The sequence below is a fragment of the Runella sp. genome, assembly GCF_965279615.1.
GTDB lineage: Bacteria > Bacteroidota > Bacteroidia > Cytophagales > Spirosomataceae > Runella.
In genome coordinates, this window is sequence record NZ_OZ257252.1 from 4,105,440 (window position 1) to 4,129,678 (window position 24,239).

The following is a 24,239-nucleotide window of genomic DNA, read 5'->3' on the forward strand; positions in this document are numbered from 1 at the left end:
AAGAGTGGCATAGATTTTTGATTTCTCTACATACTAACATTAATCAAATTGATTATGATAACCATGCAAACTCAAATCCCCGGTCAGGAGCCAACGCCGGCACCAGCACAGCCGCATCCATCACCTGATATTGTACCTCATCCGGCTCAACCGGAAATACATCAGCCTGAAATTCCGGAACCAACGATTCCTCCTGAAATAGAACCGGATAAACAAATAAGCCCGGACACGCAGAAGCATGAAATAAATGCAACCGATAATCAGGAAAAAATTGTAAACGGGCCCGACGAAGTAGTTGTGAACGGACAGGAAGAGGTTTTTCAGAAGTAGGTAGATTAAGTAACTGAAAAACCGAAAAATGTTAAACTGAAAAATATAAAAGGCTGTTTGACCCCATCCGGGGTCACATGTTTGTAGATAACAGATTAATTTCTACAAATATATGACCCCATCTGGGGTCAAACAGCCCGCAAATAATGCCCCGCAATTTTGAAAAGCACTTATCCGCCCTAAAAGGTTATTTATTGTAAATTCACTTTAAAGTCGAAGGAGTCGGAACGTTAAAAATAAATTTTTAACGTTCCGACTCCTTCATTTTCAGTTTCTCTACAAACTCCTGCTTTAGTTTTTGATAAACTTCGTCATCTTTTGCTTTAAACCAGTATTCTTTAAAAATGGCTGCGGCCTGCGCTTTTTCATTGCACAGTGCATCATCGGCTTGCGCTAAAGGTGCATTTCCAGCTTTGTATTTGCTGCCTTGCGAATAAGGGTACTCAGCAGGCGTCAAGGTTCCGTTATCAGTAGCGTATTTACGGCCTGTAGGGTGGTTGGCATAACGGCGCGCTCGGGTAAAGCCCATTTGCAGGAATTTTCGGGCCATATCGGCACCTACAAAATCCTGCTCTGTAACGTATTCCTCAAACTTTCTATAAATAGCTTCTGCCGATTCCTGTGCCAGGTCTACCGTCTTAAATTTCCAAAGCGGCAGCAATTCTGATTTATAAGGCTCTACCAATAATACACCCTGCTCGCCTTTCCCAATGCGGTATAGGTAAGGTGATTTTTTAAAGTCAACAGTCTTAAAGTCAAGCGAATAATCAAATATATAGGCAGACATAAAGTGAGGAGTGAGAAGACAAAAACGAGAATGTAAAAGTTGGGTATATGCAAAAATAAGAGGGTTGAAAAGTGTAGAATGATCTAACTTTTCAACCCTCTTATTTTGTATTTTTTCCTAAAATGCAACGCCGATAGTAGCTTGCAAAAGATTGACCTTGCGCTCAAACTGAGCCTGAGCCTGTGGATTGCTGAGTTTAAGATTTACGACATCCGTTACATTTCCCTCGTAGCGTATATCAAAATTCAACTTGCCGAAATCAAGCCCTATACCCGCCTGATACCCCAAAGCGGCGCGGCGAAAAGCGCTGTCGAAATTGTCTTCATTGGTATAATCATTAAATGCTGCTTCGAGGTTTCCGTTATGGCCGATATTAAATACTGCCACGGGACCGGCGTTGATCCGTAAGAACCGCGCGATCTTAACCCCAAACATGACCGGAAAATCCAAGTTAGTCATTTTAAAGCTTTTTGTGTTGGTAGCTTTGCCGTCATACAGACTGAATTCTCCGCCTTTTTGCGAGAACATGATCTCAGGCTGTACGTAAAAAGTGCGTCCGATCCGCATAAATATACCTCCCGTAGCGCCCCAAACACGATTGCTGTTGTCTTTCAACTGAAAAACTCCTTCAGCATTGCTGAGTGATAAATCATTGCCTCTAAATTGAGAAACATTGGCTCCTGCACGAAGCCCTAAACTAAAAAATTTTGTTCCGTCCTGCGCCCAAGCCACTCCCTGAACCAAGAGTAATGTCAGAAGTAATACGTTCGTTTTCATGCCTTTAATGTTTTTGTTTCTTATACCTATAAAAAACACATTCCGGCAGCTCCATAGCTTCCAATGGGGAATTGACGCCTCAAAAAGAGCATAAAAAAACGCAGCCGGCTCCGTAAGGAACCGACTGCGCATGATTGTACTAAATTACCAACGTAACCCCTTACATCGGTTTCTTTGCGGATTTACGACCTATCGCATACTCTATTCCCCCCAGCAAATGTTGCACAAATAAGGGTTCTACATACGACTCGTCTGTATGACCTCCTCCTGTATAAAAAGAACGGCCTCCATCAAACTCACGGTACCAAATAAAAGGGTGATTTACCCCATTGGCTCCACCTTTATACGACGTCTCATCAAGCGTAGCCAGTACCTTGATTCCTAAAATGATTTTTTTGTAGTTGTACAACTCGTCAAAACGCTTCCAACGGTCAGGAAGCATGACAGTAGAAGGGTGGGTATGGTCATTGACCACTACATCGACATTCTGTTGTTTGGGATGGCTTAAGAAATAAGCGCCCACCAACTGATTGTACCATGGCCAGTCATACTCAGTATCGGCTGCCGCGTGGATACCCACAAAACCGCCGCCACCACGGATGTATTGTTCAAAAGCCGATTGTTGGGCTTCGTCGAGAATGTTACCGGTGGTACTCAAAAACACCACGGCTTTATATTTTTTAAGATTGTCCAACGTAAACACAGAAGCATCTTCGGTGGTATCCACCGCAAATTTGTTTTGTTCACCAAGCAGCATCAATGCCTGCTTACCTTTAGGAATAGAAGCATGGCGAAAGCCCGCCGTTTTGGCAAACACAAGTATGGCATCTTTGGTAGCAGCAGCTTTTTTCTTCTTTTGAGCAAAAGAACCAAGGGAAACTGCCAAAAGTAAAGCGCAGAGGTAAAACGATTTTCTCATAATTGTACAGTATTTTCAGATAAAAGAAAGCCGCTGTACAAAACTACTTTTTGAAATGTATGATTTGATCGAAACGATTGAAATCAGACAAAGAGGAAAATCAGGAGACAGATTGGAATAAAACACAGTCATACGAAAACCACAAAGAAAAAGGAACCGCAAGCCCTGCCCCTACGATTTTTCGTATTTTTTGGGAGCGTATAAAAAGCCAAAGGCTTCGGCACCATCGCGCTTGTGAACTTTGTGGTGGACGTAGTGCGCCCGAATAATACGATTCATATACCGATTTTTGGTTTTGAATTTGATCTTAACGCGACGATGAACAATAATATCATGAAAAATAAAATAAGAAATGCCGTAGAGCGTAATGCCAAAACCAATGTACATCAACCAACGCACTGATGCTGTTTCTGAGCCTATGACGATCAACGCCGTGGCCGATACGCCGAAAATAATTCCGAAAAGGTCATTGGTTTCCCACCATCCGCTATGATGTACATGGTGCGACTCGTGCCAATTCCACATGGGGCCATGCATGATGTACTTGTGCATAAACCAGGCAAAGCATTCCATAAAAACAAACGTTCCGAGAACAATAAGAATAGGAAACAACATAACTATCAATACCTCCTTCTGTCGTTAATTATTGAAAATCAAAACCTTACAAACAACTGATTCTCTGTTGTCAAAAATGCCAATCGCCTTGATTTGACATTCTTTTTCAGTAAAACCATTTTTCACCTTCCTTTGTTAGTGAACAAGACCAAAACAGTACAAAATTAGCTTTATGTCAGCAATAACCATCCCCCAACGCCCCACCCGCAACTTTTTGGGCGAAGAATTTGAATTGACCGGTTGGGAACAGCTTCAGCCATTTTACGAAAATCTCAAAAATCGCTCCATCAACTCTGTTGAAGAATTACGCCGCTGGTTTCTGGACAAGAGCGAATTGGAGTCTTACCTCTCCGAAAACTTCGCGTGGCGCTATATTCGCATGACCTGCGACACCGGCAGCGAACAATACCAACAGGAATTCAACGATTTTGTGGAAAACGTTCAGCCTTACCTTTCGGCATACGGCAATGAACTTGACAAAAAAGCCTTGGAAAGTCCGTTTTTAGGGGAATTGAAAGACAGTGGTTTTGACATTGCGCTTCGCAGCATGAAAAAAGCGATTGAGATCTTTCGCGAAGAAAATATCCCGATCCAAACCCAAATCCAGACCGAACAAGCCAAATACGGCGCTATTGTCGGAGCCATGACCGTGAATATCGACGGAGAGGAAGTAACGCTTCAAAAAGCGTCTGATTATCTGCAATCTACCGACCGCGCCCTGCGCGAACTCGTTTGGAATAAACTTCAGGTGCGTCGTTTTGAGAGCAAAGATCAATTGGATGAATTGCTGAATACACTGCGCGATCTTCGCCATCAAATGGCCACCAACGCCGGTTTTGCCAACTTTCGCGATTATATGTTTGCTGCTTTGGGACGCTTTGACTATACGCCTCAAGACTGTTTCAACTTTCATGAATCCGTGGCGGAGGCCGTTGTGCCAATGTTGAATGATATGTCGGCTGAGCGCAAAAAAGCATTGCAACTTGACAGCCTGCGTCCGTGGGATTTTAAGGTAGATCCACAAAATCTCCCACCGCTTAAACCTTTCAGCAGCGGAGAAGAACTGCTGGAAAAAACCATTACCTGTTTTACCCAACTTGATCCTGAACTGGGCAATTACCTGCGCGTCATGAAAGCGATGGGTCACCTTGATCTCGAATCGCGCAAGGGCAAAGCACCGGGCGGTTATAATTATCCTCTGGAAGAGATCGGCGTCCCGTTTATTTTTATGAATGCCACGTCCAATCTCCGCGATCTGGTTACGCTTTTACACGAAGGTGGCCATGCCGTACATAATTTTGTCACGCGCGATCTGTTGCTCAATTCCTTCAAAAACACTCCTGCCGAAGTAGCCGAATTGGCCTCGATGAGCATGGAATTGTTAACAATGGACTATTGGGATGTGTTTTTTGATAACGAAAAAGACCTACGCCGCGCCAAGATACAGCATTTGGAATCCATCATCGAAACGCTGCCGTGGGTAGCAACGATCGACAAATTTCAGCATTGGCTGTACGAAAATCCAACGCACAACATCGAAGAACGTCAGACGACTTGGCTGAAAATCTACGAACAATTCAGCGATTCGCTCACCGATTGGAGCAGTTTTGAGGAGTTCAAAAAATACATCTGGCAGAAGCAATTGCACATTTACGAAGTGCCGTTTTACTACATCGAATACGGTATGGCGCAGTTGGGAGCGATCGGCGTATGGCGAAATTACAAACAAAATCCGAAGCAGGGCTTGCAAGGCTACCTCAACGCCCTCAAACTCGGTTACACCGCCCCTATAAGCGCCATTTACTCCGCCGCCAATATCCCTTTCGACTTCTCGAAAGAGTACATTACTGAATTGATGAATTTTGTGAAAGCGGAATTAGAGGAGTTGAAGCAGTAGCCTTTTATGTTTGCGATCCCTTTTCTTAAAAGGGATCGCAAACATGTTCAATACGTTACTTTAAGCATTTCTTAAAAAAGCATCAAACATCTCTACTTTACGAAATCCTTTTTTACGCAATCCTGCATAAAGTGGAATATCACGGGTAAGTAATGGAATGTCAAGTTGCAAAGCCAACGCTACGTAAGAAACATCCTTTATATCAATGCCATTAACAAGCTGCAAAGACTTTATTTTCACCTCACTATCAATTAAATAGCTTGGCATAAAATGTACATGAGAGAAAATAAAGTATGAAAAGTGTTGGAAGCTATCTTGCTCCAACCTTGTTTTCTTCATGATTAAATTTTGATATTTCTCAATTTCAACGAAAGCAAAATCGCTGCTGAAAAAATCATAGTCTATGAGTAAAGTCTTATAAATAGCTTTGCCGCTAATTAATATAGACATCAACACATTGGCATCAACCACAAAATCTCTCATTACTCAAAATTCTGCTTGTACGTTTCCCAAGCCAAAGACCTTGCAGTGTGCCATTGCGAATCGTTGGTAAGATCAATAGACGAAAGTTCATCCGCCGCTTCCTGCAGTGCCAATCGTTTTTTGTATTGCAACAACCACTCCTGCACTAATTTTTCAATTTGTTCTTTTCCAAGGCTTTCAATGAAAGCGTCTTCGATTTTTAAGGTAATCTGTGTCATTGCCTCATCATTTTTTACAAATTTAACATTTTTCTCCCTAATCACATTCTCGGCTTTATTAAGACATTATTGTGTAGAAAAGTTACCGAACAAAGCCCTATTTTTGTAAAAGTCACATTCGTTCAACCCAAATCATCAACATTTTGAAAAAATTTATCTTTCTCCTTCTCTTCATCAGCACAACTGCTTTTTCTCAAACGCGCGAAGATTCAGTAATGATTCGCAAAATTTATGATGAAGTGCTCTCCAACGGCCAAGCCTATGAATGGCTTCGGTATTTGTGCAAACAGGTTGGTCCGCGCCTTAGCGGCTCGGTAGGTGCGCAAAAAGCCGTCGCCTACACCAAACAACTTATGGAGCAACAGGCTTTTGACCGCGTTTTTTTGCAGGATGTCAAAGTGCCGCATTGGGTACGCGGCGCCAAAGAAGAAGCGTATATTAAAATAGGAAAACAAAAAACTACCGTTCCCATCGCTGCGCTGGGCGGCTCAGTGGCAACAGCGCCCAAAGGCGTCGAAGCTGAAGTGATCGAAGTAACGAGTTTTCAACAACTGCGTGAGCTGGGGAAAGAGAAGGTGAAGGGCAAGATCGTCTTCTTTAATCGCCCTATGGACCCAACCAAACTTAATACGTTTGAAGCCTATGGCAGAGCGGTAGAACAACGCGCCAACGGCGCTACTGAAGCGGCTAATTTGGGCGCAGTAGGTGCCATTGTACGGTCAATGACTACTCGACAAGATGATTTTCCACATTCAGGCAGTATGCGTTACGGTACAGGTGTGCCCTTGATCCCAACGGCGGGCATCAGTACCAATGGTGCCAACTTATTAAGTGCAAAATTGAAAGAAACTCCCAATCTCACTTTTTATTTCCGTCAAAACTGTGAAACGCTTCCTGATGCTGATTCTCACAACGTGGTAGGAGAACTCAAAGGCAGCGAGAAGCCCGATGAGATCATTGCAGTAGGCGGGCATTTGGATTCCTGGGATCTGGCCGAAGGTGCGCACGACGACGGTGCGGGCTGTGTTCAATCCATCGAAGTATTACGTCTCTTGAAAGCCATTGGTTACAAACCCAAACGCACGATTCGGGCAGTAATGTTTATGAATGAAGAAAACGGTCTGCGCGGTGGCGTTAAATACGCTGATCTGGCCAAACAAAACAACGAAAAACACATTGCCGCCGTTGAATCCGACAACGGAGGTTTTGCGCCGCGCGGGTTTGGTATTGTGGCAAAACCCGAACAACGAGCTAAACTAATGGCTTGGAAAGAATTATTGGCACCTTATAGCTTACACGAAATCGGTCCCGGCGGAGGTGGTGCCGACATTGGTCCTTTGGCGCAATCAGGCACAGTATTGTTGGGCTATAAACCTGATTCACAGCGTTATTTTGACTATCATCACGCGTCCAACGACAATTTTGAGAACGTCAGCAAACGTGAGTTGGATTTGGGAACCGCTTCTATGGCAGCTATTATTTATTTGTTGGACAAATACGGGATTTAACGTGAAGCGGGTTGCTTACAACCCGCAGACGGATATTGCCGGATCTTACAGTTTCGGATTTGAGAGTCCGAAAGCACACAATCATAAATAGACCAGACCTATGAGGTTTTGAAAACCTTATAGGTCTCGTTTACGCCAAAATCGGCTTAATTACTTTCCCTGCTACATCCGTCAGTCGGAAGTTTCGCCCCTGAAAAGGATAGGTAAATTTCTCATGATTGAAGCCCATCAAATGCAGAATGGTAGCCTGCAAATCATGGACGTGCGTACGGTCTTTCACTCCATAATATCCCAGAGGATCGGTTTCACCCACAGAGAACCCTTTTTTGACGCCACCACCCGCCATCCAAACCGTGAACGCTTCCAAGTGATGGTCGCGACCGGAATACGGCAACACTTGTCCATCGCGGTTTTCCTGCATAGGTGTACGACCAAACTCTCCGCCCCATACCACCAGCGTTTCGTCCAGCAACCCTCTCATTTTAAGGTCTTTCAACAAAGCCGTAACGCTTCGATCCGAAGCTTGGCATTTTTTGTGCAGGCCGATTTCTACCGAACCATCTTCACTGGTACCGTGTGTATCCCAGCCCCAATCAAACAATTGCACAAAACGTACGCCGTTTTCCACTAATTTTCTGGCCAACAGGCAGTTCATTGCAAATGAGCCTTCGCCGGGTTTTACACCATACATATCCAGAATATATTGCGGCTCTTTGCTCACATCCATTACTTCCGGCACCGACATTTGCATCCGAAAGGCCATTTCATATTGGCTGATGCGCGTCAGAATTTCGGGATCTTTGACCTCTTCATAAGCCTGCTTATTGATTTCATTGATCGCTTCAATGGTTTGTTTTCGAATATCACGATTCATGCCCTGTGGATCAGAAACGTACAGAACGGGATCACCACCTGTGCGACACTGCACCCCCTGATAAACCGTTGGCAGAAAACCGCTTCCCCATACCGATTTACCGGCATCGGGTTGTTTACCACCGGAGGCCAACACGATAAAACCGGGTAAATTTTTATTTTCCGAACCCAGTCCGTATACCGTCCAAGCGCCCATGCTTGGTCGCCCCAAACGAGCGCTTCCGGTGTGCATCAGGAGTTGTGCGGGAGCGTGGTTGAATTGATCGGTATACATGGCTTTGACAAATGAAACATCGTCGGCCACGGTTTGCAGATACGGCAGGTAGTCAGAAATCCAAGCCCCCGATTGACCGTGTTGTGCAAATTTCCCTTTGGGTCCCAACATTTTGGGAACGCCCTTGATAAACGCAAATTTCTTTCCTTCCAAAAATTCCGCAGGACAGTCTTTGCCGTGGTATTTTTCGAGTTCGGGCTTATAATCAAACAACTCCAGCTGCGACGGTGCCCCCGCCATGTGAATGTAGATGACCTGTTTGGCTTTAGGCGCAAACTGCGGCATGCGTACACTCATAGCGTCGGCAGATTGAAGCGGAGCCGAAGCACCGGTATTTTCTTTTCCAAAATAACCGCAACTGCTTAACAATGAGCCAAATCCCAACGACCCTATCCCCGCTCCCAGCGTTTGCAAAAAATACCGCCTCGTTTGTCTTTCCAACTCGGCCTCCTGTAATTCTTTCAATAGCTTGTCCATACTAAAAAAAGGTAATTGCGTATTAAAGTTACCCAAAAATCTTAATTTACGATAGTTTTAATCTATTACGCCATTTCCCGCACCACCTGCGCAATATGCTGCGAATCATACGCATTCATTTGCCATTGATCGAGGCGTTTATTCATTACCGAAAACCAAAGCGGTGGCACTGTCGCCATAAGGATCATGAGCGGATAGCCGAAAGGAAGTTGGGGGCTTTCGTCAAAATGTCGCAATACCTGATACGGCCGAGAGGCGTAGGCGTGGTGGTCGGAATGGCGTTGGAGTTGAAATAATACGAGATTGCTGAACAAATGATTGGCGTTCCAGGAATGCAACGGATTGACGCGTTCGTACTTTCCCGGTGCGATCTCGCGGCGCACAATACCGTAATGTTCAATGTAGTTGACGCTTTCCAATAATAAAATGGCTACGATACTTTGCCCGAAGAAAAACGGAATCACTTCCCACGCAAAATGACCTACCCGCCAACTTCCCAACCCTACCAAAGCACCGCAAAAAAGCAGGGATAAAATTACCGCCCAAATCATATTGTTTTTGATACTCCAAAAAGAAATGTTGGCTTTTTCTAATTGTCTTTTCTCAATAGCCAAAGCACTTCGAAAACTTCCGGTAACGCTCTGCCACCAAAATGCGTAGACCGATTGGCCTTTACGCGCCGTAGCGGGATCTTGCGGCGTAGCAACCCATACGTGGTGCCCGCGATTGTGCTCAATGAAAAAGTGCATATAGCACACCGTCATGAGCGTAAGTTTGGCATGAAACTGCGCCATTTTACTGCTTCTATGTCCCAGCTCGTGCGCTACATTGATCATTGTTCCCGCAAAAATACCCAACGAAAGCACGTAACCTACCCACTGAAACAATGTCATTTTGTGCGTCAAAATCGCAAACACTGCCAAACACAATTGAATCAGGTGAACATACACCAATGAATACACCACACCGTCAAAAAATCGGTCATTCATCAGCCGTTCAAAATCTTCTTTAGCTGCGTTGTTTTTATCTTTTCCTACCAACCCATCCACCAACGGCACCAATCCGTAGGCAAACAAAACACCTGTCCATGTAAATCGTCCATTGCTCAAAATGAAAATACTGTTTGAGAGCAAAATCATCAGATAAATGGACAAAAAGCCGAGTTTTTTGAAAGAGCTCATTTTTCACATACATTCTAATGCGTTGACATACTGTTTATTCCTTCAAAGTTAACGTAAAAAGACATCTTCGACTCAAACTTTTTGGCTTTGCCCACAAACTCTGCTTCTTTCATCACAAAGTATTGGTAAAGCATCAATAGCGTCATTGATTTGCAGTGTTAATTCTGTTGACAGCGATGGAAGCATTTAGCCGATCTTATCTAAACTACCTTTATGAAACGCCTGTTGCTATTTTTATTGATTTTGCTCTTTGCCTATAAAAAAAGTAACGCTCAGCCGGATTCGGTTATGATCCCCGATCCAAATCGGTTTGAGCATAGTTTTCAGTTCTATTTTATTCCGCCACTTATGGGCGTAAGCTACACCATTTACCCTAACTTAAAGGAAATAATAAAAGCGCAAAAAGCTTCTTTTCCAAGCCTCGGGCAAAATGTAGGGTATGGGATGGGGTTTCAGAAGCAGCGCTGGAAAGTTGGGGCTATGATCGAATATAGCCTATTAAACAATGCATCTGATCCGCAAATTATAACCGAGACTAATATACATACAGCAGATTTAAATGTTGGCTATGCATTTTATTACGGACGAAACATAGGATGGTTCATAAATATAGGTTTAGGAGAAATTAACTATAATTTACGTCTACAGGAAATCAATCTTTCTTCCAATCAAATTATTCCGATCAATGATCTCTTTGCGTCTCCTTCTATAGGTACTTCTCCCCGTTTGTTTCACAAAAATACATTTGGCGAAATCTCTGTAGAACGTACTTATCGTCCCAAACGTCCAATGAGTTTTAATGTCAATCTTAAGATAGGTTATCGTTTAGGCATAAACAGTACTCCATGGGAGTCCGAAAGAAAAATTACACTCTTAAATGCTCCGTCTGATCGCGTCAATCAGGTATTTGTTCAATGTATTTTTGTCCTTGGCAGAAACCGGGAAAAGTTAACGCCGGCTCAAAAAGAAGCTCGAAAAAAACAACAGTCCGCTAATGATTGGGGGCTAAATTAGCGTTAACAGCCATGAAGATCCCTGTTTTCATTCTCTTTTGGCTTTATTTAAGCACTTTTTTGGCAAAGGAGTCTGCTGAAACGGAACGTGCCGTGGTGGTGGTATACCGACGAAAAGATTATTTCAGTGCTGATTTTACGATAAAAATTAACAATCAGGCGATTACCGAAAAATTCAGTAACAATGAATACTTTCGGCTGGAAGTTCCGGCAGGAAAAGTTAAAGTTGACACCGAAGGAAGCTTTATTACGGAAAAGAAAAGCATGTCCTTCACCATTAACGCCAATGAGACTCTCTTTCTTAAAGGAATTGTAGACTATGATTACCTAAGCAATGCCCTTTATTTTAAACGAACTGACAGTGGAGAAGCTGCTAAAGAGATGAACAAATTGAAATTGGACGAAACCGCCCTTAAAAGAATCGAATGAAGTTCCTTTCATACAGCCGCTTAGTATTCTTTTTGTTGCTGTTTATTTTCAGTGGCTACCTTGGCTCTTTGCTATATGGAAGTTTAAAAGCGCAATTTGGCGGCAACGGAGAAAACCTTATCGGATTCTTTAAATTTCTATTGAGTTATGTGTTGTTGGTGGCAGGAGTTTGGCTGTTAGGCTGGCTCAATTATCAAGGTCCTTTTCGATGGTGGTTTTCGGTTACTGAAAAAAAATGGGTTTATTGGATATGGATAATGGTCTCGACATGGGTGATTTTTGAACTTCTTCAACTTAGAAAAGACCATGAAAATGAATTTGTGGATGAAAATATTCTCGTTACCTTATTATTGGCGGGAATCATCATTTGCTTTGGCTACATAGCCGATGCCTTTCGGGTACGGCGGGAGCAATTGGTTTTGCAGCAACAAAAAACTGAAGCTGAATTGAATGCCCTTAAATCCCAAATCAATCCTCATTTTTTGTTCAATACCCTCAATACGATTTATAACGAAGCCGCCGGAGCCAACAATGACACCGTAGCTGATTTGGTACAGCAACTCGCCGGCATCATGCGATTTACGTTGCAGGATTCAACTAAGCCTTTTATCAGTATAGAAAGTGAACTGGAATTTTTGGACAAATACCTGACCCTTCAGCGCGCCCGCCTGCCGCACCGCGAAAATATCCGACTGGAAATTGACGTTGAACATGACGGCCAAACTGCCCGAATCACGCCTTTGTTATTGATTCCTTTTGTGGAAAATGCCTTTCAATATGGCCTCAGTATGCAACAGGCCTGTTTTATTAAAATGCAATTATCCATTGAAGATCAATTGCTTAATTTACGCATCCAAAACAGTATTATTTCAAATGACAAGCGTTCAACAGGCAATGGAGTAGGCATTGCCAATGTACAACAACGCTTGAAATTAATGTATGCCAATCGACATTCTCTGAAGATGAAAGAAGAAAACGATGTTTTTGAAATACATTTACAACTTGAGCTTTATTAACCCTCAACGATGATCGCAATCGCCATTGACGACGAACCAGCCTCTTTGGAAGTTTTACGTCGACACGCCGAAAAAGTGCCGTTTATCAGTCTTGTGCAAACCTTCGTAAGTACGGCAGAAGCATTGGTTTTTCTGAACCAACATTCGGTTGATGTGTTGTTTTTGGATGTGCAAATGCCCGATATGCTCGGTACCGAGTTTGCAAGATTACTGAAAACCGACAAAACGCAGGTCATTTTTGTAACAGCTTATGCCGAATACGCCGTAGAGGGGTTTGCATTGCACGCCCTTGATTATCTGCTCAAACCTGTCGAATTTGGGCGTTTTTTGCAGGCCTGTAATCGGGCATTGAGTCAACACTCCAAACAAACGGGTGAATCGTCGAGTATCTTTGTCAAAGACGGGTATGATTGGGTTCGGGTGACTATTGATGAAATTCTGTACATCCAGTCAGACACCAATTTGCTTTTTATTCACGAACGCACGCGCAAAATTACCACGCGGATGACGCTCAACGAGATGCTGACGCAACTGCCAACCGATAAGTTTTTACGGATACATAAATCGTATTTGGTAGCTCTCAAAGCCATTCAAAAAATGGAACGCCACCAAGTGACGGTGGGCAATGTGGCTATCCCGTTGGCAGGGAGTTATAAAGCAGCGTTGGAAGAACGACTGCTGAAATGATTTAAGAAGGAATCAATCATATATTTCTTTTCGATGGCCGATTGCAATTACCTCAACAACCAGCACAGAATCAAGCACTTCGTATATAATCCGATAATCTCCTTTTCTAACTCGATAACCCTCCCTTCCTTTTAATTTTTTTACTCCGGAAGGACGAGGATTCACTCCTAATTCCTGAATTAAATTCAACAACGATATAGCAATTGAGTCAGGTAATTTGTCCAATTGCTTACTTGCAGTTTTTGATAAACGAATAGTGTAACCCTTCGGCATTATTTTTTTAACTGACGTTGCTTTAAGTAGTCTTCAAGCAAAACAGTCTCCTCCTTTTTGGCCTTCACTTGGTCATACAGTTTAATATCTTCTAATTCTTCCGAATCAGCCAATAATCGCTCGTATTCTTTCATTGGAAGTACTACCGAAATGCGCTTACCCTTGGTATTAGTGATATAATTCATATTCTTAACGGTTGATCATGCAAGTTAAAAAAATGAAATGAAAATTCAATCAAAAGTAAATTCTACGGCTTCAGCGCCTTCTTATACACTTTCAAACAACGTTCACGCGCAAAAGCATGATCTACAATGGGTTCGGGGTAGTCAAAATCACTGATCTCGGGCACCCATTGTTTGATGTAAGTGTGTTGGGGATCAAATTTTTGGGTTTGAGAAGTTGGATTAAAGATGCGAAAATAAGGGGCCGCATCCGTTCCCGAACCCGACGCCCATTGCCAACCGCCGTTGTTGGCCGAGAAGTCGTAATCCAGTAATTTTTGGGCAAAATAAGCTTCACCCCAACGCCAGTCAATGAGCAAATGTTTGGTTAGAAAACTCGCAGTAATCATCCTGACGCGGTTGTGCATAAATCCCGTAGCATTCAGTTCACGCATGCCTGCATCCACAATCGGGTAGCCCGTTCGCCCTTCACACCACGCCTGAAACTGGGGTTCATCGTGGCGCCATTCGATTCGGTCGTACTCAGGGCGAAATGCTTGGCCTTGGCCTACGTGTGGAAAATGCCACAGAATCTGCATGTAAAAATCCCGCCAAATCAATTCATTCAAAAAGGTTTCGCTTAGGTTTCTTGCTTCACGAACCAACTTACGAATTGAAACAGTCCCAAAACGCAAATGTACACTCAACCGTGAAGTACCCGGAATAGAAGGTATATCACGGCAGTCTTTATAATTTTGAAGGAGTTCGCTTCGTACTTCTTTTGCAGGAAAATGTTGGCTCGTTGCTTCAAATCCCATGCTTTCGAGTGAAGGAACAGTCAACGGTGTTGTTTTAAGAAATGCATTGAAGTAAGTTTCTGTCAGATACGAGCGTAGGTAAAATTCATTGACCTTTTCTTTCCACTTACGGCTGTAAGGCGTAAAAACCGTGTAAGGCGTACCTGCACCACTCAGCACTTCACTTTTTTCAAAGATACATTGGTCTTTATGGGTATAAAATGCCGTTCCTTTACCGTTTAAAAATTCACCGATGGTTTTATCGCGGGCAATGGCGTAAGGTTCATAGTCATGATTTGTATGTACTTCTGCAATAGTGTATTCCTGAGAAAATTGTTGCCAAATCTCGGTCGGCTTACCGTATTTTACGATCAAGGTGCTGCCAAATTGAGTCAATTGCGTTTGCAGCTCATTGACAGCCTGGTGAATGAACTCTACTCGACGGTCGCGCTTATCTTCCAGTTGATCCAAAATTTCAGAATCAAAAATAAAGACGGGCAAAACAGGATTGCCTGATTTGAGCGCGTGATATAGTCCGGCATTGTCATGTAAGCGTAAATCGCGACGAAACCAAAAAAATGTAAGTGGTGATTGCATAAAAAAACGGCCTGATCTGTATTGCTACAAACCAAGCCGTTTGAAAGAATGTTTAAAATTAGTATTGTTCCAACATATATTTAATAACGTCGGTAGTAGTCACAATGCCTGCCAATTGACCGTTTTCAACCACCGGCAAGGCGTGGTATTCTTCGGTGGTCAGGATTTCGGCCACTTCACGGATACTTAAAGACGCCTCTACCGTACGCGGTTTTTGGGTCATTACCTGCGGAATAGTGAGCATTTCGAGAATCGCCTCGTCGGCACCTTCCTGATTTTCAAATAAAGAACTGAATGTCAACCTATTGATATCTGTGCTGCTTATAATTCCCACTACTTCTGCGCCATCCAAAACGGGCAAATGACGAATATGGTTCTTTTTAACTAATTCAACTACTTCGTGTAGATCGTCGGTTACTTTTACGGTCAACACGTTTTTGGTCATGATGTGCGAAATTGGTTCTCTTCTTTTCATTGGAAATTGTTTTTTTGTGATAGCCAATATTGACCAATTCCCCTTAACTGCTTTATGACCAACGACACCACCCAAAGATGCTTTTTATCATATATCAAAAAAATCCCTCAGCCACCAAAGCAACTGAGGGATTCAAACAAATGTTTTCGGTTATGAGTAACCGAAAACACTCTCTGCTTATGCTTCCGCCTGAGCGTATTCTTCAATCGGCACGCAAGCACAAATCAAGTTACGGTCACCATAGGCCGAATCAATGCGGCTTACGCTTGGCCAAAACTTATTGAAACGCAAATGAGGCATTGGAAACGCTGCTTTCTCGCGACTGTACGGGCGTTCCCAATTTTCGGTCAATACTACGCGGGCCGTGTGAGGCGCATTCTTCAATACATTATTGGTTTTATCGGCAATGCCGTCTTCCACTTCCCGAATTTCAGCGCGAATGCTCAGCAATGCATCACAAAAACGATCAAGTTCTGCTTTTGATTCTGATTCCGTCGGCTCGATCATTAACGTACCTGCTACAGGAAATGACAATGTTGGTGCATGGAACCCGTAGTCCATCAGACGTTTAGCCAGATCTTCCGCTTCAACGCCTACCGCTTTGAACGGGCGACAATCCACGATCATTTCGTGGGCACAACGGCCATTTGCTCCCGTATACAGAATTTCAAATTGACCGTCACCTGCCAAACGTTGTTTGATATAGTTGGCATTCAAAATTGCCATCTTAGTGGCATTGGTTACACCTTCACCGCCCATCATGGCAATGTAAGCATGCGAGATGGTCAGGATGCTGGCAGAACCGTAAGGGGCCGCAGAAACAGCTCCTGCGATTTTGCCATCTGTTAAGCTAACGTGGCTTGGCAAATACGGCACTAAATGTGCTGCAACGCCGATTGGTCCCATTCCCGGGCCACCGCCACCGTGAGGAATACAGAATGTTTTGTGCAAATTGAGGTGACAAACATCCGCCCCAATTGTGGCAGGACTTGTCAATCCTACCTGAGCGTTCATGTTTGCACCGTCCATGTATACTTGTCCACCGTGATTGTGGATAAGTTGGCAAATTTCGATTATACTTTCTTCAAATACCCCGTGCGTGGAAGGATATGTTACCATCAAACACGCCAATTCATTGCTATATTGTTCAGCTTTAGCTTTGAGATCGGCAACGTCAATGTTTCCACGTTCGTCACATTTGGTCACGACTACTTTCATACCCGCCATTACTGCCGAAGCAGGATTGGTTCCATGCGCCGACGACGGAATCAGGGCCACATTGCGGTGATTGTCACCGCGTGCTTCGTGATACGCCCGAATCACCATCAAACCGGCATATTCGCCCTGCGCACCTGAGTTAGGTTGCAGCGACATGGCCGCAAAACCGGTGATCTCACACAGCCATTCGTTCAAATGTTTGAATAATAATTGATAACCTGTCGTTTGATTTATCGGAGCAAATGGGTGCATTTTTCCAAATTCAGGCCACGTAACAGGAATCATTTCAGCCGTTGCGTTGAGTTTCATGGTGCAGCTACCCAATGAGATCATCGAATGTACCAAAGACAAATCTTTGTTTTCCAATGACTTCAAATATCGAAGCATATCATGCTCTGTGTGGTAAGCGCTGAATACAGGGTGAGTCAGGTAGGCCGACTGACGCGCTAAGTTTTCAGGAAATTCTATTTCCACCTCGCTTGCCAACGTCATTTCCACACCTTCTCCCGAAGCGGTCGCAAACAAATCCAATAAGGCGATCAGATCACTGAATGACTTTACTTCGTCGAAGGAAACTCCCACGCGACCATTATCAGTATAGCGCAGGTTGATCCACCGTTTTTCAGCTTCTTCGCGCAGATTTTCCACATTTCCTACCTGTACCGTAACCGTATCAAAATAGTTTTGGGTCAATACTTCATAACCCATGTGCGTGATGGAATCGGCAAATGCTTTGGTCAAACCGTGTACTTTGGAAGCAATGGTTTTCAACCCTTCCGGTCCGTGATAAACGGCATACGCAGCAGCCATCACTGAAAGCAACACTTGCGCTGTACAAATATTGGAAGTCGCTTTTTCACGACGAATGTGCTGTTCACGCGTTTGTAACGCCATCCGCAAGGCACGATTTCCTTCCGCATCAATCGATACACCGATGATACGCCCCGGAATCTGGCGTTTATAAGCATCTTTGGTCGCAAAAAATGCAGCGTGCGGCCCACCATAGCCCATCGGAACGCCAAACCGCTGCGCCGAACCAACTACCACATCCGCGCCCATTTCGCCCGGCGCTTTGAGCAATGTAAGACTTAGTAAATCAGCGGCAACGGCTACGAAAATATTCAGTTCGTGCGCGGCGGCGATAAAATCGGTATAGTCAATGACTTCCCCGTCGGTAGCGGGATATTGCACCAACACCCCGAAAATAGCAGGGTCCGTCAAATCCACTTTTGTATGATCGCCTACTACTACCTTGATATTGAGCGGAGTAGCACGCGTATGGATCAAATCAATGGTTTGTGGATGGCAACGGTCTGAGACGAAGATCGTTTCGGCTTTTTTCTTGGCCGCAGGACGCAGACTGTGTAACATCGTCATGGCTTCGGCAGCGGCCGTAGCTTCGTCCAGCAACGATGCATTGGCGATCTCCATGCCTGTCAAATCAATCACCGCTGTTTGGAAGTTGAGCAACATTTCCAAACGTCCCTGCGCGATCTCGGCCTGATACGGTGTATAAGCCGTGTACCAAGCAGGATTTTCCATAATATTACGCAAAATCACATTGGGGACATTTGTATCATAGTAGCCTGTTCCAATGTATGATTGAAAGATACGGTTTTGACGCGCTACTTTCTTCAAATCATTCAAAAAGTCAAATTCAGACTTTGGTGTGGGCAAATTCAACGGTTGTTTCAAGCGGATTGCCGCCGGAACCGTTTGCTCTATTAACTCGTCGAGCGTAGCAACGCCGACCGTTTTAAGCATATCCTGTAAATCTTTGGGGCTTTGGCCGTGGTGACGGCGCTCGAAGGATTCTTGTTGGTGAAGACTGATTTTCATCCGATGATCAGAGCGGTATAGTATGTATAATGATTCGCAAAAATAGTCAAAAAACAGGCCGCTTGTTGCGGTCTTTTCTTGGAAAAACAAAATTTGGCTAGTAAAGTTTACCGAATCCTGCTTATTAGTAAAAAAGTTATAATCCGATCAATCGCCCTTCCGATTTCATTCCTCACTTGTTATTACTTAAAAAAATGGAAAAGATACCCTTTGTCAGAATTTTGATTCTATGGTTTTGCTATATCAGTGTTTGGGGCCAAAACGCAACCCTGACCGTTGATTTCGGCAAAGAGCTTGGGCCCATGCAACCTGCCTGGGCGTGGTTTGGTTACGACGAACCAAACTATACGTACATGAAAGACGGCAAAAAATTACTCTCCGAAATTGCCACGCTCAGTCCCGTTCCGGTATATGTGCGCGCTCATAACCTACTTACGACCGGCGACGGGACGCCGGCCCTGAAATGGGGCTCGACCAACGCTTATACTGAAGACGCCCAGGGAAACCCCAAATACGACTGGACCATTGTGGACAAAATATTCGATACTTATATCGGACGCGGCATGAAACCGCTCGCCCAGATCGGCTTTATGCCCGAGGCTCTTTCGACCAAACCACAGCCTTATCAGCATCATTGGGTGCCGGGACAACCGTATAATACCATCTATACAGGATGGACGTACCCACCTAAAGATTATAAAAAATGGGCTGAATTGGTCTACCAATGGGTAAAACATTCGGTGGGGCGTTATGGCCAAAAAGAAGTGGAAAGCTGGTACTGGGAATTATGGAACGAGCCCGACAGCCCTTACTGGAGCGGAACGGTACAGGAATACTGCAAATTGTACGATTACTCCGCCGACGCCGTTCGGCGCGCCCTGCCAACGGCTAAAATCGGTGGGCCGCATGTTACGGGTCCGTCGGGGCGCAGAGGTGGGAATTTCTTAAAAACCTTTTTGAAACATTGCACCCAAGACACTAATTACGTAACGGGCAAAATTGGCACACCGCTTGATTTCGTGGCTTTTCACGCCAAAGGCTCCCCCAAAATTGTAAACAATCACGTGCAAATGAACATGGGAACGCAACTGCGCGATATCTCGTCTGGGTTTGAGATCGTTGCCTCTTTTCCTCAACTCAAAAACACGCCCATTGTTATCGGTGAATCTGACCCCGAAGGTTGCGCGGCCTGCGGCATGAAAACGGATCCGCAAAATGCCTACCGCAACGGCACGATGTATTCAAGCTATACAGCGGCCTCATTTGCGCGAAAGTACGCGTTGGCCGATCTGCACCAAGTCAATTTCAAAGGGGCGGTATCATGGTCGTTTGAATTTGAAGATCAACCTTGGTTTTACGGATTTCGTGATCTCGCTACCAACGGTGTGGATAAGCCGGTTTTGAACGTATTTCGAATGTTTGGAATGATGAATGGGAAACGGGTCGAAGTAAAAGGAAATATGATGTATCCCACCCTCACTGTACGAGATTCAAGCATTCGTCGTACCACACCCGACATCGGTGGACTGGCTACGAAAGACGAAGGCATGGCCGCCGTGATGCTCTGGAATTATCATGACGATGATGTGGTGGCCGCCCCGGCAATCATTGAGGTAACGCTCAAAAACATTCCGAGCAAAAGAGTCAAAATTTCACAATATCGCATTGATAACGAGCACAGTAACAGCTACGAAATGTGGAAGAAAATGGGCTCGCCTACGAATCCCACTCCTGAACAAATTACTGAACTTGAGAAAGCAGGGCAATTAGCTCCCTACGGCCTTCCTAAAAACCAAACAACGAAAGATGGTCAACTTACTTTTTCTACAACTTTGCCACGGCAGGGCGTAGGTTTGGTGACGTTGGATTGGTAGATTTTAATTTTCCTTGGTCTGTGAGGACAGACCAAGGAAAGGAATCTGAGTTGGCGACAGCTTCGGAGAAGCCATGACCTTTGTAGTAGCCAGTTATCAATTAGTTTGAGGGCTTCTCCGAAGCCTTCAGATTACGACAACCAAATTTATTTCTACAAAGGTTATGGCTTCTCCGAAGCTTTTGATAGCCTCTTCGGCCTATTATTGTGAATTATAAATTAGGTTAAGAATCCATTGTAAGGATTTCGACCAAAGGTTGGTGCTCATATTGCCTATATACATCCACAAAACTCAAGGAAGGCCAAACACCCTCCCAAAATAACTGCCCGCTTCTTCTACCACAGCGTCTGTATTCTCAATTCCTGCCAATACCTTTGCTAAACGTTTTTTATATTCCGTTTGCATCAAACGGGCAATTTGGATGCGTTGCGCTTGGGGCGAACCGGCCCCGTGCATGGACTCGGTGAGGTAGCCCACGGCATTACGACCCAAGGTCATGTTTTCGATGAGGCGAAACATCCTGAAACGATCTTCGGTCGGCACGTCGGGTTTTCCTTTCAGGTACTTTTTCAGAAGTTCGTGCGTTTCAGGATTGTTATAGTCCTGCTCGGAAGGCAATGTTACCATGAGTCCGCCAGCCAAATCCTGCGCTAATCGACTGATTTCGTACGGGAAACGCGTCACGTGATGTTTGCAAACATTGGCCAATACATCATCGGGTAAATAAGCCCCTGATTCTGTGGAATATCCTTGATAAGAAGCCGCAATGCCGGTGCCGTAAATGGTTTCGTTGAGGTGCGTCATTTCCACCAATTTATCTTTGATGTGGCTCGCTTTTTCAGCCCCGTTCATTTCTGCAATGCTCGCTGCTGCCCCAATCAGCACATCTCCCACCCCACTTTTACAAACATAACTCCGACGGTGGTAACATGTAAATCGCTCCACTAACATCGACGCAAATTCGTATTCGCCGTCCATGAAAATCAGGTGATTGGGAATAAACACATCCTCAAAAATCACCATTGCTTCCTGTCCGCCAAAATTGGCATTTCCCGCGTCCATATTTCCACCTTCCATGCTCCGCGTATCGCACGATTGGCGTCCGTAGATATAAGTGATTCCCGGCGCATCAACCGGAACCGCGCCCACGATGGCATAATCCCTGTCTTTTTCGCCCAAACGCATGGTGGGCATGACCATCAGCCAATGCGAATTAAGACAACCTGTTTGGTGCGCTTTGGCTCCCGTAATATAAACCCCTTCGGAAGTACGGCGGGTGATGTGAACAAACAAATCAGGATCGGCCTGTTCGTGCGGGGCTTTGCTGCGGTCGCCTTTTACATCAGTCATCGCGCCACCGATGACAAAATTACGACGGTGCATTTCGGTCAAAAAAGCGATAAATCGCTGATGATAAGGTGTTTTGTGTTTTTTATCTATTTCAAATGTTGTCGAAAAAAGGGAATTAAACGCATCCATTCCCACACAACGCTGAAAGCAGGTGCCGGTATTTTGGCCGAGTTTACGCTGCATTTTGTTTTGCAGCACCAAATCGTTGGCGCTCGTCGAAATATGCAGAAAGCGATTGATGCGTTCGCCCGTAAACGGCGAACTCACCGAAGCCAATTCCGGCTCCCGAAGCGCCAAATCATAGGTTTCGGCCACAGCATTTACCGACGGACGAATCATGGGATGCTCTGATGGTTCTTCTACTAATTCTCCAAAAAGATATACTTTCAGTTTGCGGCCTTTGAGACTTTCGTAGTAGTCTTGGGAAGTTTGGATTTTGGGCTGAATAGACATTTATTTTAGTAATAAATTAATAATATTATTAATATTACAATATTTAATATATTGATAATCAATATATTAATATACTAAAAATTATCTTTATTTATCTTTATTTTTATTTAAAGACCATTTGGTTGTTTTTTTTGCTCCTTCTCTTACAAGGATATCTTTGCCTTTCATTTCCAGCAATAAGTTTTTAATTTTATTGAGCTTCTGTTGGGGGCTCAAAATATCCGGTAGTTTAGGCAGCAATAGCTCCTCGGTTTTCTCTCTCGTAATTGTTCCAAATTTTCTCAAATATTGAATGATCAAATCTTGATAGTATATTTTATCAAATCCTCGATTTTGAATATAGCGGGTTTCCTTCTTCACCAATGATGCAATGCTTGAAGTAAGAAGATAATTGGGTTTTCGACCTTCAATGAGTCCCAGTGCTTTAAGTTCTTTTGCATCCTGATCTGAAAATCGAATAACCTGCCCTCTGATTTGTTCGATTTCGGAAATAGATAGACCACTCAAGGATTCTGCATTTCTTCCGTAAAAATGCCCTTTCCAGGTAATCGGAATCCCTCGGGGAGCCGCCGGGATTTGAAACATAACTACACGTCCCTCCGGCAATTGCAGTTCAAAAATCTCTTGAAAAGTATGACCATTGGTATGATTGGCAATCTCTGATTTTAGACTATCCAACTTTGCTCTATTCGTAATGCGATAATTACTACCAACAATACTTTTAGAATTGTCTTTTACTCCAAAAATCAGCCAACCAAATTCTTTTCCTTTTAAATTAGCCTCATTTGATATAGCGGCAAAATACTTCCCTAAATCATCGAAATCAAAGTTGTTTTTAGCTTCTTTAAATTCAAGCCATTCTGTCTCCGCAGGAAAAGAAAGGAAATTCTTTAAAATGCTGTATAATTCTTTGTCACTCATCTATTTACTATTTATTCTTCTCGAAATTTCGCAGAAAATCCTCTCTGTCCGTGATCTTAAAATCAGCCTGCCATTCATATTCCAAACCTCGATGCAGCCCTTGATTCGCTCCGAAATAGTACATCTTTTTCATGGCGGCAATGGTCTGCGCAGAGTTACCTAAAATCTTATCGGCAACCTGATTAACCGTTGTTTCCAACTCCGCCAACGGCACTGACTTATTCACCAAACCAATTCGTTCGGCTTCCTTTCCCGAAACAGGCTGCGCGGTGAATGACATTTCCATTGCTTTCATCAAACCTACTTTTTGTTGCAATCGCTGCGTCATTCCCCACTTGGGGGCAATGCCCCATTTGGTGTGTGTATCCCCGATTTGGGCTTCGTCGGCGGCGTAGACCAGATCAAAAGCCAACATCAATTCGGTGGCACCCGTGTAGCAATGGCCGTTTATCTGGGCAATTGTCACTTGGGGCATGGACTGAAGGGCAAGAATAAACGCAGCCCCCATTTCCATCAGTTCAAAATTAGAAAAATGCCCACCCTGAATACTTTCGTTGAGTGCTTTCAAATCTACCCCTGCCGACCACGCCCGGCCTGCTCCGGTCACGATGAGTACTTTTACAGAATCGTCCAACGCTACTTTTTGGGTGGCTTCGGTAAGTTCAGCAATGAGATTGGGGCTGAGAGCATTGAGTACCGACGGACGGTTGAGCGTGATTCCGGCAATGCCGTTATCTTGTGAAAAAAGAATGTCTTTATACATGTTTTCAATGAGTTAGAGGTCACATAATGAGAAA

The 24,239-nt window shown here is 44.1% G+C and carries 25 protein-coding genes; 8 read left to right on the forward strand and 17 right to left on the reverse strand.

Annotation, left to right across the window (positions count from 1 at the left end; translation table 11 throughout):
* The first annotated feature begins 63 nt into the window (after nucleotides 1-63).
* On the forward strand, nucleotides 64-330 hold the full coding sequence (locus ACQY73_RS17510; RefSeq protein ID WP_428653168.1) for a hypothetical protein: 267 nt from the start codon (nucleotides 64-66) through the stop codon (nucleotides 328-330).
* Between the two features lie 244 nt (nucleotides 331-574).
* Here the strand turns inward: ACQY73_RS17510 and ACQY73_RS17515 are convergent, their stop codons facing one another.
* The 4 genes from ACQY73_RS17515 to ACQY73_RS17530 all read right to left on the reverse strand — a co-directional run bounded on the left by ACQY73_RS17515 (nucleotide 575) and on the right by ACQY73_RS17530 (nucleotide 3,386).
* Nucleotides 575-1,117, reverse strand: a complete 543-nt coding sequence (locus ACQY73_RS17515; RefSeq protein WP_428653170.1) for a DUF4385 domain-containing protein — start codon at nucleotides 1,115-1,117, stop codon at nucleotides 575-577.
* Between the two features lie 117 nt (nucleotides 1,118-1,234).
* Nucleotides 1,235-1,894 carry a porin family protein gene (locus ACQY73_RS17520; protein WP_428653172.1) on the reverse strand — a complete coding sequence of 220 codons (660 nt, stop codon included), beginning with the start codon at nucleotides 1,892-1,894 and terminating at the stop codon, nucleotides 1,235-1,237.
* 160 nt (nucleotides 1,895-2,054) lie between these two features.
* The gene (locus tag ACQY73_RS17525) at nucleotides 2,055-2,813 is read right to left on the reverse strand and encodes a ThuA domain-containing protein (protein WP_428653174.1); all 759 of its coding nucleotides are present in this window, start codon (nucleotides 2,811-2,813) and stop codon (nucleotides 2,055-2,057) included.
* Nucleotides 2,814-2,984: 171 nt separating this feature from the next.
* Nucleotides 2,985-3,386, reverse strand: coding sequence for a sterol desaturase family protein (locus ACQY73_RS17530; protein ID WP_428653176.1), 402 nt, complete (start codon nucleotides 3,384-3,386; stop codon nucleotides 2,985-2,987).
* Between the two features lie 214 nt (nucleotides 3,387-3,600).
* Between ACQY73_RS17530 and ACQY73_RS17535 the strand changes: the two genes are divergently transcribed.
* Nucleotides 3,601-5,325: a M3 family oligoendopeptidase gene (locus ACQY73_RS17535; protein WP_428653179.1), complete on the forward strand. Its 1,725-nt coding sequence runs from the start codon at nucleotides 3,601-3,603 to the stop codon at nucleotides 5,323-5,325.
* A gap of 60 nt (nucleotides 5,326-5,385) precedes the next feature.
* On the opposite strand, the gene ACQY73_RS17540 is transcribed toward ACQY73_RS17535, so the two are convergent.
* Together ACQY73_RS17540 and ACQY73_RS17545 are read right to left on the reverse strand one after the other, a co-directional pair.
* Complete coding sequence (locus ACQY73_RS17540; RefSeq protein ID WP_428653182.1) at nucleotides 5,386-5,808, reverse strand: PIN domain-containing protein; 423 nt, start codon at nucleotides 5,806-5,808, stop codon at nucleotides 5,386-5,388.
* Nucleotides 5,808-6,026, reverse strand: coding sequence for a hypothetical protein (locus ACQY73_RS17545; protein ID WP_428653184.1), 219 nt, complete (start codon nucleotides 6,024-6,026; stop codon nucleotides 5,808-5,810). The genes ACQY73_RS17540 and ACQY73_RS17545 overlap by 1 nt, the downstream gene beginning before the upstream one ends.
* Before the next feature lie 143 nt (nucleotides 6,027-6,169).
* Here ACQY73_RS17545 and ACQY73_RS17550 point away from each other — a divergent pair, with 143 nt between their 5' ends.
* Complete coding sequence (locus ACQY73_RS17550; protein WP_428653186.1) at nucleotides 6,170-7,534, forward strand: M28 family peptidase; 1,365 nt, start codon at nucleotides 6,170-6,172, stop codon at nucleotides 7,532-7,534.
* Between the two features lie 130 nt (nucleotides 7,535-7,664).
* Here the strand turns inward: ACQY73_RS17550 and ACQY73_RS17555 are convergent, their stop codons facing one another.
* The 3 genes from ACQY73_RS17555 to ACQY73_RS17565 form a co-directional block, all read right to left on the reverse strand.
* Nucleotides 7,665-9,158 carry a DUF1501 domain-containing protein gene (locus ACQY73_RS17555; RefSeq protein WP_428653188.1) on the reverse strand — a complete coding sequence of 498 codons (1,494 nt, stop codon included), beginning with the start codon at nucleotides 9,156-9,158 and terminating at the stop codon, nucleotides 7,665-7,667.
* Nucleotides 9,159-9,223: 65 nt separating this feature from the next.
* On the reverse strand, nucleotides 9,224-10,339 hold the full coding sequence (locus ACQY73_RS17560; protein WP_428653190.1) for an alkane 1-monooxygenase: 1,116 nt from the start codon (nucleotides 10,337-10,339) through the stop codon (nucleotides 9,224-9,226).
* A 14-nt stretch (nucleotides 10,340-10,353) separates the two neighbouring features.
* Nucleotides 10,354-10,485, reverse strand: a complete 132-nt coding sequence (locus ACQY73_RS17565; RefSeq protein WP_428653192.1) for a hypothetical protein — start codon at nucleotides 10,483-10,485, stop codon at nucleotides 10,354-10,356.
* A gap of 67 nt (nucleotides 10,486-10,552) precedes the next feature.
* Between ACQY73_RS17565 and ACQY73_RS17570 the strand changes: the two genes are divergently transcribed.
* Genes ACQY73_RS17570 through ACQY73_RS17585 form a run of 4 tightly spaced genes read left to right on the forward strand, consistent with a single transcriptional unit; the run spans nucleotide 10,553 to nucleotide 13,484 of the window.
* Entirely contained in the window at nucleotides 10,553-11,353 is an 801-nt protein-coding gene (locus tag ACQY73_RS17570) for a hypothetical protein (protein WP_428653195.1), read from the forward strand.
* Between the two features lie 11 nt (nucleotides 11,354-11,364).
* Nucleotides 11,365-11,781 (forward strand): hypothetical protein, encoded by a 417-nt coding sequence (locus ACQY73_RS17575; RefSeq protein WP_428653197.1) that lies wholly within the window; start codon nucleotides 11,365-11,367, stop codon nucleotides 11,779-11,781.
* Nucleotides 11,778-12,797 carry a sensor histidine kinase gene (locus tag ACQY73_RS17580; RefSeq protein ID WP_428653199.1) on the forward strand — a complete coding sequence of 340 codons (1,020 nt, stop codon included), beginning with the start codon at nucleotides 11,778-11,780 and terminating at the stop codon, nucleotides 12,795-12,797. Before ACQY73_RS17575 ends, ACQY73_RS17580 begins: the two co-directional genes overlap by 4 nt.
* Nucleotides 12,798-12,806: 9 nt before the next feature.
* Nucleotides 12,807-13,484 (forward strand): LytR/AlgR family response regulator transcription factor, encoded by a 678-nt coding sequence (locus tag ACQY73_RS17585; RefSeq protein WP_428653201.1) that lies wholly within the window; start codon nucleotides 12,807-12,809, stop codon nucleotides 13,482-13,484.
* Nucleotides 13,485-13,496: 12 nt separating this feature from the next.
* Here ACQY73_RS17585 and ACQY73_RS17590 read toward each other — a convergent pair whose 3' ends face one another.
* From ACQY73_RS17590 to gcvP, 5 genes are all read right to left on the reverse strand, one after another.
* The gene (locus tag ACQY73_RS17590) at nucleotides 13,497-13,757 is read right to left on the reverse strand and encodes a type II toxin-antitoxin system RelE family toxin (protein WP_428653203.1); all 261 of its coding nucleotides are present in this window, start codon (nucleotides 13,755-13,757) and stop codon (nucleotides 13,497-13,499) included.
* Complete coding sequence (locus tag ACQY73_RS17595; protein WP_428653205.1) at nucleotides 13,757-13,942, reverse strand: hypothetical protein; 186 nt, start codon at nucleotides 13,940-13,942, stop codon at nucleotides 13,757-13,759. The genes ACQY73_RS17590 and ACQY73_RS17595 overlap by 1 nt, the downstream gene beginning before the upstream one ends.
* A gap of 62 nt (nucleotides 13,943-14,004) precedes the next feature.
* On the reverse strand, nucleotides 14,005-15,312 hold the full coding sequence (locus tag ACQY73_RS17600; RefSeq protein ID WP_428653207.1) for a cryptochrome/photolyase family protein: 1,308 nt from the start codon (nucleotides 15,310-15,312) through the stop codon (nucleotides 14,005-14,007).
* 58 nt (nucleotides 15,313-15,370) lie between these two features.
* Complete coding sequence (locus ACQY73_RS17605; protein WP_428653209.1) at nucleotides 15,371-15,787, reverse strand: CBS domain-containing protein; 417 nt, start codon at nucleotides 15,785-15,787, stop codon at nucleotides 15,371-15,373.
* Between the two features lie 177 nt (nucleotides 15,788-15,964).
* A complete protein-coding gene (gene gcvP / locus ACQY73_RS17610; protein ID WP_428653211.1) occupies nucleotides 15,965-18,844 on the reverse strand; it encodes an aminomethyl-transferring glycine dehydrogenase in 2,880 nt (959 codons plus the stop codon).
* A 194-nt stretch (nucleotides 18,845-19,038) separates the two neighbouring features.
* Between gcvP and ACQY73_RS17615 the strand changes: the two genes are divergently transcribed.
* Nucleotides 19,039-20,718, forward strand: a complete 1,680-nt coding sequence (locus ACQY73_RS17615) for a GH39 family glycosyl hydrolase (protein WP_428653214.1) — start codon at nucleotides 19,039-19,041, stop codon at nucleotides 20,716-20,718.
* Nucleotides 20,719-21,009: 291 nt separating this feature from the next.
* Here the strand turns inward: ACQY73_RS17615 and ACQY73_RS17620 are convergent, their stop codons facing one another.
* The 3 genes from ACQY73_RS17620 to ACQY73_RS17630 form a co-directional block, all read right to left on the reverse strand.
* Nucleotides 21,010-22,521 carry a 4-hydroxyphenylacetate 3-hydroxylase family protein gene (locus ACQY73_RS17620; protein WP_428653216.1) on the reverse strand — a complete coding sequence of 504 codons (1,512 nt, stop codon included), beginning with the start codon at nucleotides 22,519-22,521 and terminating at the stop codon, nucleotides 21,010-21,012.
* An 87-nt stretch (nucleotides 22,522-22,608) separates the two neighbouring features.
* On the reverse strand, nucleotides 22,609-23,442 hold the full coding sequence (locus ACQY73_RS17625) for an ATP-binding protein (protein ID WP_428653218.1): 834 nt from the start codon (nucleotides 23,440-23,442) through the stop codon (nucleotides 22,609-22,611).
* Nucleotides 23,443-23,449: 7 nt separating this feature from the next.
* Nucleotides 23,450-24,205 (reverse strand): enoyl-CoA hydratase/isomerase family protein, encoded by a 756-nt coding sequence (locus ACQY73_RS17630; RefSeq protein WP_428653220.1) that lies wholly within the window; start codon nucleotides 24,203-24,205, stop codon nucleotides 23,450-23,452.
* Nucleotides 24,206-24,239: the final 34 nt, after the last annotated feature.

What these genes read in the sequence shown, in the direction of transcription:
- ACQY73_RS17510 (WP_428653168.1), top strand. Translation starts at nt 64, where the DNA reads ATGCAAACTCAAATCCCCGGTCAGGAGCCAACGCCGGCACCAGCACAG.
- ACQY73_RS17515 (WP_428653170.1), bottom strand. Translation starts at nt 1,117, where the DNA reads ATGTCTGCCTATATATTTGATTATTCGCTTGACTTTAAGACTGTTGAC.
- ACQY73_RS17520 (WP_428653172.1), bottom strand. Translation starts at nt 1,894, where the DNA reads ATGAAAACGAACGTATTACTTCTGACATTACTCTTGGTTCAGGGAGTG.
- ACQY73_RS17525 (WP_428653174.1), bottom strand. Translation starts at nt 2,813, where the DNA reads ATGAGAAAATCGTTTTACCTCTGCGCTTTACTTTTGGCAGTTTCCCTT.
- ACQY73_RS17530 (WP_428653176.1), bottom strand. Translation starts at nt 3,386, where the DNA reads ATGGAATGCTTTGCCTGGTTTATGCACAAGTACATCATGCATGGCCCC.
- ACQY73_RS17535 (WP_428653179.1), top strand. Translation starts at nt 3,601, where the DNA reads ATGTCAGCAATAACCATCCCCCAACGCCCCACCCGCAACTTTTTGGGC.
- ACQY73_RS17540 (WP_428653182.1), bottom strand. Translation starts at nt 5,808, where the DNA reads ATGAGAGATTTTGTGGTTGATGCCAATGTGTTGATGTCTATATTAATT.
- ACQY73_RS17545 (WP_428653184.1), bottom strand. Translation starts at nt 6,026, where the DNA reads ATGACACAGATTACCTTAAAAATCGAAGACGCTTTCATTGAAAGCCTT.
- ACQY73_RS17555 (WP_428653188.1), bottom strand. Translation starts at nt 9,158, where the DNA reads ATGGACAAGCTATTGAAAGAATTACAGGAGGCCGAGTTGGAAAGACAA.
- ACQY73_RS17560 (WP_428653190.1), bottom strand. Translation starts at nt 10,339, where the DNA reads ATGAGCTCTTTCAAAAAACTCGGCTTTTTGTCCATTTATCTGATGATT.
- ACQY73_RS17565 (WP_428653192.1), bottom strand. Translation starts at nt 10,485, where the DNA reads ATGACGCTATTGATGCTTTACCAATACTTTGTGATGAAAGAAGCAGAG.
- ACQY73_RS17570 (WP_428653195.1), top strand. Translation starts at nt 10,553, where the DNA reads ATGAAACGCCTGTTGCTATTTTTATTGATTTTGCTCTTTGCCTATAAA.
- ACQY73_RS17575 (WP_428653197.1), top strand. Translation starts at nt 11,365, where the DNA reads ATGAAGATCCCTGTTTTCATTCTCTTTTGGCTTTATTTAAGCACTTTT.
- ACQY73_RS17580 (WP_428653199.1), top strand. Translation starts at nt 11,778, where the DNA reads ATGAAGTTCCTTTCATACAGCCGCTTAGTATTCTTTTTGTTGCTGTTT.
- ACQY73_RS17585 (WP_428653201.1), top strand. Translation starts at nt 12,807, where the DNA reads ATGATCGCAATCGCCATTGACGACGAACCAGCCTCTTTGGAAGTTTTA.
- ACQY73_RS17590 (WP_428653203.1), bottom strand. Translation starts at nt 13,757, where the DNA reads ATGCCGAAGGGTTACACTATTCGTTTATCAAAAACTGCAAGTAAGCAA.
- ACQY73_RS17595 (WP_428653205.1), bottom strand. Translation starts at nt 13,942, where the DNA reads ATGAATTATATCACTAATACCAAGGGTAAGCGCATTTCGGTAGTACTT.
- ACQY73_RS17600 (WP_428653207.1), bottom strand. Translation starts at nt 15,312, where the DNA reads ATGCAATCACCACTTACATTTTTTTGGTTTCGTCGCGATTTACGCTTA.
- ACQY73_RS17605 (WP_428653209.1), bottom strand. Translation starts at nt 15,787, where the DNA reads ATGAAAAGAAGAGAACCAATTTCGCACATCATGACCAAAAACGTGTTG.
- gcvP (WP_428653211.1), bottom strand. Translation starts at nt 18,844, where the DNA reads ATGAAAATCAGTCTTCACCAACAAGAATCCTTCGAGCGCCGTCACCAC.
- ACQY73_RS17615 (WP_428653214.1), top strand. Translation starts at nt 19,039, where the DNA reads ATGGAAAAGATACCCTTTGTCAGAATTTTGATTCTATGGTTTTGCTAT.
- ACQY73_RS17620 (WP_428653216.1), bottom strand. Translation starts at nt 22,521, where the DNA reads ATGTCTATTCAGCCCAAAATCCAAACTTCCCAAGACTACTACGAAAGT.
- ACQY73_RS17625 (WP_428653218.1), bottom strand. Translation starts at nt 23,442, where the DNA reads ATGAGTGACAAAGAATTATACAGCATTTTAAAGAATTTCCTTTCTTTT.
- ACQY73_RS17630 (WP_428653220.1), bottom strand. Translation starts at nt 24,205, where the DNA reads ATGTATAAAGACATTCTTTTTTCACAAGATAACGGCATTGCCGGAATC.